The sequence below is a fragment of the Streptomyces sp. NPDC052064 genome, assembly GCF_055585925.1.
This window is the reverse complement of the sequence record NZ_JBVJJE010000014.1, coordinates 179,983-193,959: the sequence shown is the minus strand read 5'-3', so window position 1 is coordinate 193,959 and position 13,977 is coordinate 179,983. Positions and strand designations below refer to the sequence as shown.

General features: G+C 71.1%; 14 protein-coding genes. 9 read left to right on the top strand and 5 right to left on the bottom strand.

What is annotated here, in order from left to right:
• Positions 1-12: 12 nt before the first annotated feature.
• Positions 13-762 (top strand): SDR family NAD(P)-dependent oxidoreductase, encoded by a 750-nt coding sequence (locus ACZ6TU_RS33015; protein WP_467678664.1) that lies wholly within the window; start codon positions 13-15, stop codon positions 760-762.
• On the top strand, positions 759-1,829 hold the full coding sequence (locus ACZ6TU_RS33010; RefSeq protein WP_059416995.1) for a threonine aldolase family protein: 1,071 nt from the start codon (positions 759-761) through the stop codon (positions 1,827-1,829). Before ACZ6TU_RS33015 ends, ACZ6TU_RS33010 begins: the two co-directional genes overlap by 4 nt.
• Before the next feature lie 22 nt (positions 1,830-1,851).
• Here the strand turns inward: ACZ6TU_RS33010 and ACZ6TU_RS33005 are convergent, their stop codons facing one another.
• Positions 1,852-3,222 carry a hypothetical protein gene (locus ACZ6TU_RS33005; RefSeq protein WP_469552566.1) on the bottom strand — a complete coding sequence of 457 codons (1,371 nt, stop codon included), beginning with the start codon at positions 3,220-3,222 and terminating at the stop codon, positions 1,852-1,854.
• A 175-nt stretch (positions 3,223-3,397) separates the two neighbouring features.
• On the opposite strand from ACZ6TU_RS33005, the gene ACZ6TU_RS33000 reads away from it, so the two are divergent.
• A complete protein-coding gene (locus ACZ6TU_RS33000) occupies positions 3,398-3,970 on the top strand; it encodes a transglutaminase domain-containing protein (protein WP_469552564.1) in 573 nt (190 codons plus the stop codon).
• 35 nt (positions 3,971-4,005) lie between these two features.
• Here ACZ6TU_RS33000 and ACZ6TU_RS32995 read toward each other — a convergent pair whose 3' ends face one another.
• Positions 4,006-4,734 (bottom strand): lysophospholipid acyltransferase family protein, encoded by a 729-nt coding sequence (locus ACZ6TU_RS32995; protein WP_467678368.1) that lies wholly within the window; start codon positions 4,732-4,734, stop codon positions 4,006-4,008.
• Positions 4,735-4,922: 188 nt separating this feature from the next.
• A complete protein-coding gene (locus ACZ6TU_RS32990; protein WP_467678370.1) occupies positions 4,923-5,339 on the bottom strand; it encodes a DUF4395 domain-containing protein in 417 nt (138 codons plus the stop codon).
• A 78-nt stretch (positions 5,340-5,417) separates the two neighbouring features.
• On the opposite strand from ACZ6TU_RS32990, the gene ACZ6TU_RS32985 reads away from it, so the two are divergent.
• The 4 genes from ACZ6TU_RS32985 to ACZ6TU_RS32970 all read left to right on the top strand — a co-directional run bounded on the left by ACZ6TU_RS32985 (position 5,418) and on the right by ACZ6TU_RS32970 (position 8,431).
• Positions 5,418-5,831, top strand: a complete 414-nt coding sequence (locus ACZ6TU_RS32985) for a thioredoxin family protein (RefSeq protein WP_469552633.1) — start codon at positions 5,418-5,420, stop codon at positions 5,829-5,831.
• 83 nt (positions 5,832-5,914) lie between these two features.
• Positions 5,915-6,406 carry a flavin reductase family protein gene (locus ACZ6TU_RS32980; protein WP_469552561.1) on the top strand — a complete coding sequence of 164 codons (492 nt, stop codon included), beginning with the start codon at positions 5,915-5,917 and terminating at the stop codon, positions 6,404-6,406.
• A 218-nt stretch (positions 6,407-6,624) separates the two neighbouring features.
• Positions 6,625-7,413: an electron transfer flavoprotein subunit beta/FixA family protein gene (locus tag ACZ6TU_RS32975; RefSeq protein WP_467678374.1), complete on the top strand. Its 789-nt coding sequence runs from the start codon at positions 6,625-6,627 to the stop codon at positions 7,411-7,413.
• 55 nt (positions 7,414-7,468) lie between these two features.
• Positions 7,469-8,431 (top strand): electron transfer flavoprotein subunit alpha/FixB family protein, encoded by a 963-nt coding sequence (locus tag ACZ6TU_RS32970; protein ID WP_467678376.1) that lies wholly within the window; start codon positions 7,469-7,471, stop codon positions 8,429-8,431.
• Positions 8,432-8,488: 57 nt separating this feature from the next.
• Here ACZ6TU_RS32970 and ACZ6TU_RS32965 read toward each other — a convergent pair whose 3' ends face one another.
• The gene (locus tag ACZ6TU_RS32965; RefSeq protein ID WP_467678378.1) at positions 8,489-9,394 is read right to left on the bottom strand and encodes an endonuclease/exonuclease/phosphatase family protein; all 906 of its coding nucleotides are present in this window, start codon (positions 9,392-9,394) and stop codon (positions 8,489-8,491) included.
• Between the two features lie 194 nt (positions 9,395-9,588).
• On the opposite strand from ACZ6TU_RS32965, the gene ACZ6TU_RS32960 reads away from it, so the two are divergent.
• Both ACZ6TU_RS32960 and ACZ6TU_RS32955 read left to right on the top strand, forming a co-directional pair.
• Positions 9,589-10,890 carry a DUF6986 family protein gene (locus ACZ6TU_RS32960; RefSeq protein WP_467678380.1) on the top strand — a complete coding sequence of 434 codons (1,302 nt, stop codon included), beginning with the start codon at positions 9,589-9,591 and terminating at the stop codon, positions 10,888-10,890.
• Between the two features lie 328 nt (positions 10,891-11,218).
• Entirely contained in the window at positions 11,219-13,213 is a 1,995-nt protein-coding gene (locus ACZ6TU_RS32955) for a serine/threonine-protein kinase (protein WP_469552559.1), read from the top strand.
• Here ACZ6TU_RS32955 and ACZ6TU_RS32950 read toward each other — a convergent pair.
• Positions 13,159-13,974 (bottom strand): hypothetical protein, encoded by an 816-nt coding sequence (locus tag ACZ6TU_RS32950; RefSeq protein WP_467678668.1) that lies wholly within the window; start codon positions 13,972-13,974, stop codon positions 13,159-13,161. The genes ACZ6TU_RS32955 and ACZ6TU_RS32950 overlap by 55 nt on opposite strands.
• Between the last annotated feature and the right edge of the window lie 3 nt (positions 13,975-13,977).

Here is a 13,977-nt window from a genome sequence, read left to right as displayed (position 1 = left end):
GAGGCGAAGAACATGGCGGGGAACGGGGCGCTCAGCGGCGCGGTGATCGCGGTGGCCGGAGCGGGAGGACCCGCCGGCCGGGCCGCACTGCTCAGGCTGGCCGAGGCGGGAGCGACCGTCATCGGCTCCGACAACGATCCGGAACGGCTGGCGGAAGCCGTGGACGCGGCGAGCTACGCGACCGGCGGCGCCACCGTCACCGGTGACACGGTCGACCTGCTCGACCTGCGGGCCACCCACGACTGGGCCACCCGCATCGAGAAGGACTTCGGCCGCGTCGACGGCCTGGTCCATCTCGTCGGCGGCTGGCGCGGCAGCGAGACCTTCACCAGGACCAGCCTCGACGACTGGGACTTCCTGGAGATGCTGCTCGTCCGCACCGTGCAGCACACGTCCCTCGCCTTCCACGAGGCGCTCCAGCGCAGCGACCGCGGCCGGTACGTGCTGATCAGCGCCGCGGGCGCCAGCAAGCCCACCGCGGGCAACGCGGCGTACGCCGCCGGCAAGGCGGCGGCCGAGGCGTGGACGCTGGCCATGGCCGACTACTTCCGCAAGGCCGGGGGCCCCGAGGGCCCGACCTCGGCGGCTGCCATCCTGGTGGTGAAGGCACTGGTGCACGACGCGATGCGCGCCGAGCGACCCAACGCGAAGTTCGCGGGCTTCACCGACGTCAAGGACCTGGCCGAGGCCATCACCGGGGTCTGGGAGAAGCCCGCCGCCGAAGTGAACGGAAACCGTCTGTGGCTCACCGAGAAGCCGTGAACCCGCCGAAGACCGACGCCCGTCGCCATCACGACCCCGAGGTCCGCGGTTTCGCCAGCGACAACTACGCCGGCGTCCACCCGGAGGTCCTCGCCGCCCTGGCCCTGGCCAACGGCGGACACCAGGTCGCGTACGGCGAGGACGCGTACACCGAGAACCTCCAGAGCGTCGTCCGCAGCCACTTCGGGGCCACGGCCGAGGCCTTCCCGGTCTTCAACGGCACCGGCGCCAACGTCGTCGCCCTCCAGGCGGTCACCGACCGCTGGGGTGCGGTGATCTGCGCGGAGAGCGCGCACATCAACGTCGACGAGTGCGGGGCGCCCGAGCGGGTCGGCGGCCTGAAGCTGCTCACCGTGCCCACGCCCGACGGCAAGCTCACGCCCGAGCTGATCGACCGGCAGGCGTACGGCTGGGACGACGAGCACCGCGCGATGCCGCAGGTCGTCTCCATCGCCCAGGCCACCGAGCTGGGCACGGTCTACACGCCGGACGAGATACGCGCCCTGTGCGAGCACGCCCACGCGCACGGCATGAAGGTGCACCTGGACGGCTCCCGGCTGGCCAACGCCGCCGCCACGCTGAACGTCCCGATGCGGACGCTCGCGAACGCGGCCGGCGTGGACATCCTCTCCCTGGGCGGCACGAAGAACGGTGCCCTGTTCGGCGAGGCGGTCGTGGTGATCAACCAGGACGCCGTCAGCCACATGAAGCACCTGCGCAAGCTGTCCATGCAGCTCCCCTCCAAGATGCGCTTCGTGTCGGTGCAGCTGGAGGCCCTGCTCGCCCGGGACCTGTGGCTGCGCAACGCCCGCCACTCCAACGAGATGGCCCAGCGCCTCGCCGAAGGCGTACGCGCCGTGCACGGCGTGGAGATCCTCTACGCGGTGCAGGCCAACGCGGTGTTCGCCCGCCTGCCGCACGACGTGAGCGAGCGCCTCCAGAAGCGGTTCCGCTTCTACTTCTGGGACGAGGCCGCGGGCGTCGTCCGCTGGATGTGTGCCTTCGACACGACCGAGGAGGACGTGGACGCGTTCGTGGCGGCACTGAAGGAGGAGATGGCCCGCTGAGGCCATCTCCTGGTGGGCGCCGTCAGTCGACGACGATCCGCGCGCTGTTGTTGCGCAGGTTCGGGTCGAACTTCCTGATGCTCAGCTCGGGATCGTCGTTGACGGTGGCGACGGTGGTGCGTGCGCCGCGCACCACACGGTCGATCCGCAAGGGGATCTCGAAGGTGTACGACGCCTTTTCGTGCAGGTAGATCGGCGTCTTGCAGTAGTGGGTCGTGGGGGACGCGCCGTCCTGCGAGGTCCAGCAGTCCTCCTCCGGCAGCCCGATCACCGTGGTGCCCTCCGGCGCCTGGAACCGCACCGTCGCCACGGCGGCGCCCGCACCCAGCGACGCCACCCAGGCCGGACCGCGGTTGTGCACGGTGACCCGGGCGGTCACGGTGTCACTGGCCGCCCCGCTCACCCTGCTGCCGGTGAGCCTCAGGTCAGCGGTGTTCCGGGCGTCGAGGATGACGGTCCGGTAGTTGTCCTGCGGGTCGATGTCGGGGTCCGCTGCCGCGGCCCTGGCGGGGGCCACGGGACGCGGGTCCAGCTCGGCGCCCGTGCCCCGGGTCCACGTCCAGTCGCCGCGCATCTCCTCCAGCGCGTCGTCGGAGTACGGATGGACGGAGTGGTCGAACCGCTCGTACAGCGCCTTCCGGCCCACGCCGAGACCGGTGTTCAGCGCGTACTCCTGCCCGGGCGCCACCGCCTCGTCCAGCACGCACAGGGCGGACGTACCGGTGTGGTGCTCCCGGTACTCGCAGTTGGCGTGCCGCTCCTCGAAGCGCAACCCGTACGAGGCGTTGAGCCACAGCAGTGTGCGCTCCGCGGTGCGGTTGCCGCTGTTGGACAGCGTCGCCCGTACGCTCGTCTTGGAGCCCGGCCTGAGGTCGCGCTGGTCGTCGGCCTGACTGAGCCCGAGGTCCGGCCCGTTACCCACGCCGACCCGGGTCTCGGCCGGGTGGGACGTCGCCTCTCCGGCGACGGCCGCGTAGCGCACGTGCCCCGAGGCGCTGACGTCCGCTCCGGGCAGCGCGCGCAGCCCGAACGTGGCGGCCGGCACGCTCTCCGTCCCGGCGGGCATCCCGGGGAAGTCGCAGACCGCCCTGGCCTCCGACTCGGGCTCGCAGTTCGCGGGCCACGACACCCGCGCGAAAGAGGCGATCTCGCTGATGTCGACGGTCAGTCGCCCGGCCGGCACCCTGTCGTCGGCGACGTCACGACTGACCTGCACGACCAGGCTGCGCTCGCGCGCGCCGCCGTCCGCGTCCGCGCCCGGCAGCACCGTCTCGTAGGGCGCGCTGATCCACAGCTGGTTCTCCTGGGCGTACGCGGGCGCGGCCCCGACTCCGGCCGCCGCCAGGGCGCAACTCACGAGCGCGGCGCCGAGCAGGCGGTGTGGGTCCTTCATGTCTTCCCCCTTGTCACGGATCTGCGGGGGCCGAGACCGGTGGCGCGGGGGAAGGGTTGTGGCGGGGCGGGTGGTTGCGGCGGTGTTCAGCCGTTCTCCCCATCGAGTGCATAAGTATGCGTTGAGGCGGAAATGAATTGACCCAGGAGTGATCTCGTCCCTATGCTCTGCCTGCATGCAGCTGATCCAGGAAACCCCCGACCTTTCCGCCTACTTGGCCGCTGGCGAGGCGATAGACCATCACCATCCACTCGTTCGCGAGACTGCGGCCGAGCTGGCCAGGGGTGTGGCGAACTCGTATGGGTATGCGCGGGCGGCGTTTGAATTCGTGCGCGACACCATCCCGCACTCCCAGGATTCCGGCGATCTCCGCGTCACCTGGCGTGCCTCCGATGTCCTGGAACAGCGCACCGGCATCTGCTACGCCAAAGCCCACGCGCTCGCGGCGCTGCTACGGGCCGAGGACATCCCGACCGCGTTGTGCTACCAGAAGCTGGACGTGGTGCACGGTTTGGTCGCCGTGCGGTTCAACGGCGCATGGCACCGGCAGGACCCCCGGGGCAACAAGCCGGGCGTGGACGCGCAGTTCTCCCTCGACGGCGAGCGGCTCGCCTTCACGCCCGATCCGGCATCCGGTGAGACGGACTGTCCGGTCCTGTATGCCGCGCCTCACCCGGTCGTACTCGACACCCTCACATCGGCCGACGACCGGCCCCACTTGTGGAGGACACTCCCCAGCACACTCTGAAGCAGGACCTGAACCCGGGCCGGCCGCCCCGGGTGTCAGCGCGCCTCGGCCTCCCGCACCTGCTCCGGCGTCGGGGCCGTGCCGCCGAGGTGGGCCGGCATCCACCAGGTGTCCTCCGGGCCCTTCGGGCGTACGGGGTAGGCGCGCTGGGCGGCCTCGAGGAGTTCCTGGACGCGCTCGCGCACCTGACGCGTGATCGCGCCCGCGTACTTGTCGCGGGAGGCCTCGATCGCCTCGCCGACGCGGATCGTGATGGGGATGTGGCTGCGCTTGAAGTTGCGCGGGTGGCCCTTGGTCCACAGCCGCTGCGTGCCCCACACCGCCATCGGGATCAGCGGGACGCCGGCCTCCTGAGCCAGGCGCGCGGCGCCCGACTTGAAGCTCTTCAGCGTGAACGACTGCGAGATGGTCGCCTCCGGGAAGACCCCGACGATCTCGCCCGACCGCAGTGAGTCCAGGGCGTGCGCGTAGGCCGCCTCGCCCTGCTTGCGGTCCACGGGGATGTGCTTCATCCCGCGCATCAGCGGGCCCGAGATCTTGTGGCGGAAGACGGACTCCTTCGCCATGAAGCGCACGAGGCGTTTCTGCGGCAGCGCCGCCAGGCCGTTGAAGACGAAGTCCAGGTAGCTGATGTGGTTGCTCACCAGCACGGCGCCGCCCGAGCGCGGGATGTTCTCCGAACCCTGACAGTCGATCTTGAGGTCCCACGCCTTGAACAGCGTGCGGGCGAAACCGACGACGGGACGGTAGACGAGCTCTGCCATGGGCGGTTCGGACCCTTCCTGCTCTGCCTGGGAAGGGATTCCCAGCGGACAAGTTACGCAGCCGTAGGTTTACGGCTTGTCGCAGATCGTGCCCGAAGAACGGCCGGGTAGCCAGTCCTCGTGCCCGCAGTCGACGAGATTCTCGTCACGTCACCACCCTGACCCCACCTCGTGCTTTTACGTCCGTATTACTTCGTGCGTGCCGTCACCCGCCGTACGAGCAGGTACATCTCGCACCCCAGGCAGTACCCGAACACGGCGTTCAGGAAGGCGGCCGCGAGTGCGGCGCCGGTTGCCGCGAGCCCCAGCCAGCCGGGTCCCAGGGTGAAGCCGACGAGCCCGAGTCCGGCGAAAACCAGCCCCACCGCCTGGGCGAAACGCGGCGGTTCGGGCGCCTCGAACGCGGTCGGCGGCCCGAGCCGCGGCCGTACGGCCTTCCGGAACAGCAGGCCGTACGGCGACCGGGTCGCCCCGCCCGCCGCGCCCAGCAGGAACGCCAGCGTCTGCCAGGCCAGCAGCCACGCGCTCCCGGTGACCAGAACGACCGCCAGTACGACGGTCGTCACGGCCGCGCCGAAACGCGGCCCTCTTGCATCGATGTCCATGGGAACCAAGCATTCCGTAGTACGGACCCGTGGGGAGGGCGGGAATCTTTGCGGTCTCGTGAACGCTTGCAGCAGGTGATGACCGGACTGGTGGTGTGCGTGCTGGCGCTCGCGGCGGCGAGCGCCTACGGAGTGCTGCTACGGCGGCGGAGCGGGAGAGTGCGGGTGCGCGGGCGGGACGACGGCAAGCGGCTGGACGCGGCCGAGCTGGGCACGGAACTGGGCGAACGGGCCACGCTCGTGCAGTTCTCCAGCGCGTTCTGCGCACCCTGCCGGGCGACCCGGCGGGTTCTCGGCGAGGTCGCCGGCATGGTCCCGGGCGTGACCCACGTCGAGATCGACGCCGAGGCCCACCTGGACCTCGTACGACGGCTGGACATCCTCAAGACCCCGACCGTGCTGGTCCTCGACGCCGACGGCCGGGTGGTGCGGCGGGCCACCGGCCAGCCGCGCAAGGCCGATGTGATCGCCGCGCTGGGGGAGGCGGTGTGAGGGAGGCGACCCCGTCAGTGAGTCATCTCGCACCTCACGGAACGAACTTGACTGCGCGTACCGCTTATCGTCAGCCTGACCCCATGCCTGCGGACCTTCTCGCCACGACCGACCTCCTGCGCTCGGTCTTCCGGCGGCATGCGGCGGGGGTCGCCGTGGTCACCGCTCGTGGCGACGCCGGTCCGGTGGGCTTCACCGCCACCTCCCTCGCCTCCGTCTCCGCCGAGCCGCCCATGCTGTCCTTCGGCGTCGGCACCGGCTCCTCGAGCTGGCCCGCGATCGCGGCGGCCGACCATGTCGGCGTCCACATCCTCGGCGAGCACCAGCAGGAGCTGGCCGCCACCTTCGCCCGCAGCGGAGCCGACCGTTTCGCGCCGCCCACCGCCTGGCGGGAGGGGCCCGAGGGAGTCCCCGTGCTCGACGGCGTGCTGGCCTGGCTGGTGGGCCGGGTCGTCGCACGCGTGCCCGCCGGAGACCACCGGATCGTGATCGCGGAGGTCGTGCACGGCGACCCCACGGGCACCGGCCGACCGCTCCTCTACCACCAGGGACGTTTCAATCGCCTGCGCGACTGATCCGCGTGCCCCCGGGCTGCGGGACCGTCGAGTTCCGGTTACGCTGCGTTGCGAAGGTCACAGTTCAAAGCGCTTGCTTAGCGGGAACGAACTAGGTGTACTGACGAGTAATATTTCGCTCGGAGCGTGGGTCGCCCCGACCGGGATCGGCCGCTTGAGGCGCCTATGCTGCCTGCAAGTAGGCAGCATGGAAATGACGATGCAGTAGGAGAGCCGGCGTGAGCTTGAGGATCGTTGTCACTGTGAAGTACGTGCCCGACGCCACTGGCGACCGGCACTTCGCCGATGACCTGACCGTCGACCGGGACGACGTGGACGGTCTGCTCTCCGAGCTCGACGAGTACGCGGTCGAGCAGGCGCTGCAGATCTCCGAGAACTCCGACGACGACGTGGAGATCACCGTTCTGACGGTGGGCCCCGAGGACGCCAAGGACGCCCTGCGCAAGGCGCTGTCCATGGGCGCCGACAAGGCGATCCACGTCGAGGACGACGACATCCACGGCACCGACGCCATCGGCACCTCCCTGGTCCTGGCCAAGGCCATCGAGAAGGCCGGCTACGACCTGGTGATCTCCGGCATGGCCTCCACCGACGGCACCATGGGCGTCGTGCCCGCGCTGCTCGCCGAGCGTCTGGGCGTGCCGCAGGTGACCCTGCTCTCCGAGGTCTCGGTCGAGGACGGCACGGTCAAGGGCCGCCGCGACGGCGACGCCGCCTCCGAGAACCTGGAGGCGTCCCTGCCGGCGGTCGTGTCGGTCACCGACCAGTCGGGCGAGGCGCGTTACCCGTCCTTCAAGGGCATCATGGCGGCCAAGAAGAAGCCGGTTCAGTCCTGGGACCTGTCCGACCTCGACATCGAGGCCGAGGAGGTCGGTCTGGAGGGCGCCTACACCACGGTCGACAGTGCGGCCGAGCGCCCGGCCCGTACCGCGGGCACGATCGTCAAGGACGAGGGCGAGGGCGGCAAGCAGCTCGCTGAGTTCCTCGCGGGCCAGAAGTTCATCTGAGCCCGGTATTCGCTGACCGCCCCTCATCTTTCGCAAGCAGGAGAGAAGAAGTCCCATGGCTGAAGTTCTCGTCTACGTCGACCACGTGGACGGCGCCGTCCGCAAGCCCACCCTGGAGCTGCTGACCCTGGCCCGCCGCATCGGCGAGCCGGTCGCCGTCGCGTTGGGCAACGGCGCCGCCGACACCGCCGCCACGCTCGCCGAGCACGGCGCGGTCAAGGTGCTCACGCACGAGGCCGCCGAGTACGCCGATTACCTGGTCGTACCGAAGGTGGACGCCCTCCAGGCCGCGGTTGCCGAGGTGTCCCCGGCCGCCGTGCTGGTGCCGTCCTCCGCCGAGGGCAAGGAGATCGCCGCCCGTCTGGCGCTGCGTCTGGGCTCGGGCATCATCACCGACGCCGTCGACCTGGAGGCCGGCGACGAGGGCCCGGTGGCCACCCAGTCGGTGTTCGCCGCGTCCTTCACCACCAAGTCCCGCATCTCCAAGGGCACCCCGGTCATCACGGTCAAGCCGAACTCGGCAGCCGTGGAGGCCGCTCCGGCCGCGGGTGCGGTCGAGGCGCTGTCCGTGACCTTCTCCGACAAGGCCACCGGCACCAAGGTCACCGGCCGTACGCCGCGTGAGTCGACCGGGCGTCCGGAGCTGACCGAGGCCGCGATCGTGGTCTCCGGTGGCCGTGGCGTCAACGGCGCGGAGAACTTCGCGATCATCGAGGCGCTCGCCGACTCGCTCGGCGCGGCCGTGGGTGCCTCGCGTGCCGCGGTGGACGCCGGCTGGTACCCGCACACCAACCAGGTCGGCCAGACCGGCAAGTCCGTTTCCCCGCAGCTGTACATCGCCTCGGGTATCTCGGGCGCGATCCAGCACCGCGCCGGTATGCAGACCTCGAAGACGATCGTGGCGATCAACAAGGACGCCGAGGCCCCGATCTTCGACCTGGTCGACTACGGCGTGGTCGGCGACCTGTTCGACGTCGTCCCGGCCCTGACCGAGGAGATCAAGACCCGCAAGGGCTGATCGCCTCCCGGCCGCAGCAGGCCCCCCGTGACCCACGCCGGTCAGGGGGGCCTCTTCTCATCCCAGGGTCATCGAGGCCTGCACCGGCAGATGGTCGCTCGGATAGGTGCCGTCCGCGCTGAAGGTGTTCATCCCGGCCCAGTGCGTGGTCACCCCGGGCGTGGTGAGGATCCAGTCGATGCGCCGCCCGCCGGGCCTGAGCCCCCGGTAGCCGTGGTGTGTCCCGTACGCCGGACCCCGCGAGGCCGCCGCGTCCCAGGCGTCCACCAGTCCGATGTCCAGCATCAGGTCGTGCACCCGGTTGTCGTGGGCGTCCGCGTTGAAGTCGCCGGTGACGATGACCGGTAATGACCGGTCCCACCCGGCGATCGTCTCGCCGATGAGCCCCGCCGAGCGTTCCCGGGCGTACTGGCTGACGCTGTCAAGGTGGGTGTTGAGGACGTAGAACTCCCGTCCCCCGTCGGTGAGATCGGCGAAACGGACCCAGGTCACCATGCGCAGCCAGTCCGCGCCCCAGGTGTTCGAGGCGATCGTGTTCGGGGTGTCGGACAGCCAGAAGTGATCGAACTCGATCGGGTCGAGTCTGCGCGTGTCGTAGAAGATCGCCATGAACTCGTCCTTGCTGCCGCCCCCACGTCCGGTGCCGATCCAGTCGTAGTGCCCGCCGAGATCTGTCTCGATCATGCGCAGCTGCTGGTAGAGCCCTTCCTGGGTGCCGATGACATGCGGTCGCTCGCGGCGCAGCAGTTCTCGCATCACCGGTCGGCGCACGGCCCAGCGCGGTGTCTCGTCGACGACGGTCGCGAAGCGCACGTTGAACGTCATGACGTTCAGGGCACCCGGGTGCTCGCCGGCGGAAGCGGGCTGTGTGGGGCCCGCCGTGGTGAGCAGCGGTCCTGCGATGGCGGCGGCGGCCGCCGCCTTGAGCCCGTGGCGGCGCGTCACTCCGACCTCGTTCGGCACGTGGTCTCCCTCCCCTTGCACGTCAGGATGAAGCTTGCCTTCTGAATACGGAAGAAGACGGCGGGTCGGCAGTGACCAAGGGTGGAGGATGGGGAATCCCACTTCAAGACGGTGTTGACCAGGCCGAAGGTCGGCCGATAACTTCGCTATACGGATTGTTGATTCCGTAAAGCGGAAAACAGGAGGGTCTCGGAATGGGTCACGGCCAGCAGGAGAAGGTGGCGACGAGCCTCGCGGGCGCCGTCAGCGAGGAGATCAGCGCCTCCCTCGCGCCGGTCGACGCCGAACTGGAGCGCCGCTACCCCGGAGACCCCGGCACCCGCCAGCCCGTCCACACCGTCTACGTCCCCGGCGACGTCTTCGCCGCCGACACCCTCCGCTCCTGGGGCGACCGTGCCCTGGCCGCCCTCGACGAACACGCCCCGGACGCCGCGTCCTTCGCCGCCGTCCTCGGTCTCTCCGACGAACTCGCCGAGCCCGTCCACGCGCGCGTGCGCGCCAAACTGGAGCGCGAGCCGATCGAGGACCTGCGCGTCGACTTCGAGGACGGCTACGGCAACCGCCCCGACGCCGAGGAGGACGAGGCCGCCGCCCGCGCCGCCCGGCTGATCGCCGAGGCGTACGCGGACGGCACCGCGGCCCCGTACATGGGCATCCGAATGAAATGCATGGAGGCGCCCGTACGCGACCGGGGCATCCGCACCCTCGACATCTTCCTCACCGGCCTGATGGAGGCCGGCGGCCTGCCCGGCGGGCTGGTCCTCACCCTGCCGAAGGTGACCTACGCCGAGCAGGTCACCGCCATGGCGCGGCTGTTGGACGCCTTCGAGAAGACGCACGGGCTGGAGCCCGGCCGGATCGGCTTCGAGATCCAGATCGAGACCAGCCAGTCCATCCTCGCCGCCGACGGCACCGCCACCGTCGCCCGCATGATCCAGGCCGCCGAGGGCCGTGCCACCGGACTGCACTACGGCACCTTCGACTACAGCGCCTGTCTCGGCGTCTCCGCCGCCCACCAGGCCAGCGACCACCCGGCCGCCGACCACGCCAAGGCCGTCATGCAGGTCGCCGCGGCCGGCACCGGCGTCCGCGTCTCGGACGGCTCCACCAACGTCCTGCCCATCGGCCCCACCGAGAAGGTGCACGCCGCTTGGCGCCTGCACTACGGTCTCACCCGCCGCGCCCTGGCCCGCGCCTACTACCAGGGCTGGGACATGCACCCCGGCCACATCCCCACCCGCTACGCGGCCGTCTTCGCCTTCTACCGCGAGGGCTTCGAGCAGGCCGCCGCCCGTCTCGCCCGCTACGCCAACCGCACCGGCGGCGACGTCATGGACGAACCCGCCACCGCCAAGGCCCTCAGCGGCTATCTGCTGCGCGGCCTGGACTGCGGCGCCCTCGACATCGGGGAGGTCGCCCGGCTGACCGGCCTGACCCGCGCCGACCTGGAGAGCTTCGCGGTGCCCCGGCGGGGGGACCTGACGGCGTCCGCCTGACGGCTCGCCGAGGGCCGGCAGTTGCTGCCGGGAGGGCGTGCACAAGGTCGAATTGGCTCGATCGTGTGATGCTCGGCTTGCGGGGCCCACCTGGAGGTCGCGCAGGGAACTGGCCAGGTGGGTCGGACCACGCACAGGATGCGTGTCGCCGCCCTGGGGTTGAGCGCGCCGGGGACCAGTGCGCCCAAGACCGTTCCCGGTTCTGCCCCACGTACCGGCACTGTCACAGCCGTCACCACCGGCTGTCGTCGTCACCGCCGCCCCGTAGTCTGTGCGCCACGTGCGGACGTGTCAGTGAATCCGGTGGGGTCAGAGGAACGGGGCAGCGGTGTCAACGGGGGAGTACGGGCAGGCGGACGGGGCCGGTCGGCTGCTGGCAGGCCGTTATCGCGTCACGGCCCAGCTGGGGCGCGGCGGCATGGGCGTCGTCTGGAAGGCCGTCGACGAGGTCCTCGGCCGTGAGGTGGCCGTCAAGGAGCTCCGCACCTTCACCGACGCGGCCGGGCCCGAACTGGCCGATCTGCGAGTGCGGATGCAGCGCGAGGCGCGTGCGGCGGCCCGGGTGCGCCACACCGGCGTCATCGCCGTGCACGACATCGCCGAGGTCGACGGTCGCCCGCTCATCGTCATGGAGCTGGTCGACGGGCCGTCCCTGGACGACGTACTGCGCGACCGCGGCCCGCTGGACGCGCGCGAGGCGGCCGGGATCGGCGCCGAGGTCATGGACGCGCTGGCCGCCGCCCACCGTGTCGGCGTCCTGCACCGTGACGTGAAGCCCGGCAACATCCTGCTCGACCGCTCGGGCCGGGTCGTCCTCACCGACTTCGGCATCGCCACCATGGACGACCCGGGCGACGGTTCGGCCACGCACCTCACCCGCAGCGGCGAACTCATCGGCTCCCTCGACTACCTGGCCCCCGAGCGGGCCCAGGGCGCCGTCCCGGGCCCCGCCTCCGACATCTGGGCCCTCGGTGCCACGTTGTACGCGGCCGTCGAGGGTTCCTCGCCCTTCCGCCGTACGTCCACGTTCTCGACGCTCACCGCGATCGTCACCGAGCCGCTGCCCGAGCCCCGTCGCGCCGGCCCTCTCGCCCCCGTCCTCCAGCAGCTGATGGACAAGCGCCCCGAGGGCCGCCCGGAGGCGGAACAGGCCCGCGAGATGCTCCGGACGGTGGCGGACACGGGCGGCACGGACACGCCGACGTCCCTGCTCCGAGGCCCTGCGGCCCCGACCCCGACCCCGCGCCCTGAGACGGAGCGCAGTGTCCCGTCGGTACCGCCGGGATTCGGGCCACCGCAGCAGGTACGGCCGGACGCTGCCGGGCCGCACGAGAGCCAGGGCACGCCCGGATTCGGCCCGGCAGCGGCCTTCGGGGTCGCTGGGGCACCGGGAGCGGGCGACCATGACGGGCCGGGCGCCGGCCGACCGGCACAGCCAGTCCCCGGCCCGCAAAGCCCGAACGCCGGCCTTCAGGCCTCGGGCCCCGGCCCGCAGGTGTCAGAACCGCAAGGCCCGGGTCCCGCCGCACAGGCCTCGGGCCCCGGCACCCAGGGCTTCGGCCCGGCCGACCCGGGCAGCACCTCCCCGACCGGTCCGATGAACTCCAGCCCCGCCTCCCGCCGCAAGAAGACCCGCGCCCTGCTCGCCGCCGCGGCCGTCACGGTCGTCCTCGCAGCGGCCGGCACCACGGTCGCCCTGCTCAGAGGCTCGGACGGCACGGACCCGGGCAACCGGACCGACGCCGCCGGCGTGGACGCGGCGGCCTCCTCCGAGCCCGGCCGCACCGACGACGGCTCGAACGAGCAGAGGCCGACCCCACAGGGCGACGAGGAGGGCAAGTCCCCTTCCGAGAAAGCCGAGGACAAGAAGGAGCCCGAGTCCTCCGGCCGGCCATCCGCCTCGGCCCCGGCGAAGTCCTCCGGTGGCACCACCGGCGACACGAGCGGCGGGACGTCGGGCGGCGGCACCTCCGGCGGCGGCACCACCACTGGCGGTTCCGGCGACGGCGGTACGACAGGCGGCGGAACCACCGCTCCGGCACCGGTCTGCCACGCCATCGGCGGCGGCAAGTACAACTGCCAGGTCTGGAAGACCGCCGACTCCTACACCGCCTCCGGCACCAAGGTCGGCATCCTCAAGTCGGGCACCAACTACTTCTACTGCCAGCAGAATCTGGGCCGCCGCGAGACGTACGGCGAGTGGACCAACGTCTGGTGGGCCAAGACCGACGACGACAGCGGCAACGCGGATGTCTGGGTCAGCGACGTCTACGTCAAGGGCGGCGACAACGACGCGCCCGTCCCCGGGCTCCCGGTCTGCTGAGCGCGCAGCGACGCCGCCGCGTACCGCTCCAGCCCGGAGGCCGTCACCAGCTTCTCCTCGACGAACAGCCGTGTGCCCCGCTCGCACAGCCGCCGGTCGGAGCGGGCCCGTGCGCAGAACTCCTCGGGCACGACGCCGAACAGCTCCCGGAAGCGCGGCAGGCCGACGAGCAGCTCGGTGAGCAGCACCCGCTGGCCCGGGTGGGTACGCGGCACGCCGGTGCCGTCGTGCAGGACGCCGTGCCGGTTGACGTACGCGTACGCGCCGGGCAGGCGGGTGCCGTCCGCGAGATCGATACGCACGTCGGGCGAGGGCAGCCAGGCACGGTCGTAGTTGCCGGCCGGCACCGGCACGCCCTCGCTCGCGTCGATCACGGCGAGCTGCTCGGCGTCGAGCCAGATGACGAACAACTCCCGTACGGTGTCGGGCGCGCTGACCGGCGAGGCCGACACATACCCCATACGGCTCACATGCGCCGACACACCGGCGTCGACGCCCGTCACTCGGGCCTTCACCATCGGGATCGGCGACATGATCCCGAACTCCTCCATCTTGTGCCGCAGTTGCCCTGGGCAGGCGTTCGAGCCGATGGCGAGAACCGGTGTGCGGTCCTCGTGTGCGAGCCGGTCCAGCGGCAGGAAGCGGTCCCCGTCGAGGAGCCCGGAGTCGGCGGGCCACGCGCCCGGGTAGAGCAGGGGGTGCTCGCGCGGGGCCTCGGCCAGGCCGAGTGCTCGCAGGGTGCGATCGGTGAGGTGCTCCATATG

Excerpts from the sequence above, each read along its gene's own strand:
- ACZ6TU_RS33015 (WP_467678664.1), top strand. The coding sequence starts at position 13 with ATGGCGGGGAACGGGGCGCTCAGCGGCGCGGTGATCGCGGTGGCCGGA.
- ACZ6TU_RS33005 (WP_469552566.1), bottom strand. The coding sequence starts at position 3,222 with ATGAAGGACCCACACCGCCTGCTCGGCGCCGCGCTCGTGAGTTGCGCC.
- ACZ6TU_RS33000 (WP_469552564.1), top strand. The coding sequence starts at position 3,398 with ATGCAGCTGATCCAGGAAACCCCCGACCTTTCCGCCTACTTGGCCGCT.
- ACZ6TU_RS32995 (WP_467678368.1), bottom strand. The coding sequence starts at position 4,734 with ATGGCAGAGCTCGTCTACCGTCCCGTCGTCGGTTTCGCCCGCACGCTG.
- ACZ6TU_RS32990 (WP_467678370.1), bottom strand. The coding sequence starts at position 5,339 with ATGGACATCGATGCAAGAGGGCCGCGTTTCGGCGCGGCCGTGACGACC.
- ACZ6TU_RS32985 (WP_469552633.1), top strand. The coding sequence starts at position 5,418 with ATGACCGGACTGGTGGTGTGCGTGCTGGCGCTCGCGGCGGCGAGCGCC.
- ACZ6TU_RS32980 (WP_469552561.1), top strand. The coding sequence starts at position 5,915 with ATGCCTGCGGACCTTCTCGCCACGACCGACCTCCTGCGCTCGGTCTTC.
- ACZ6TU_RS32970 (WP_467678376.1), top strand. The coding sequence starts at position 7,469 with ATGGCTGAAGTTCTCGTCTACGTCGACCACGTGGACGGCGCCGTCCGC.
- ACZ6TU_RS32960 (WP_467678380.1), top strand. The coding sequence starts at position 9,589 with ATGGGTCACGGCCAGCAGGAGAAGGTGGCGACGAGCCTCGCGGGCGCC.
- ACZ6TU_RS32950 (WP_467678668.1), bottom strand. The coding sequence starts at position 13,974 with ATGGAGCACCTCACCGATCGCACCCTGCGAGCACTCGGCCTGGCCGAG.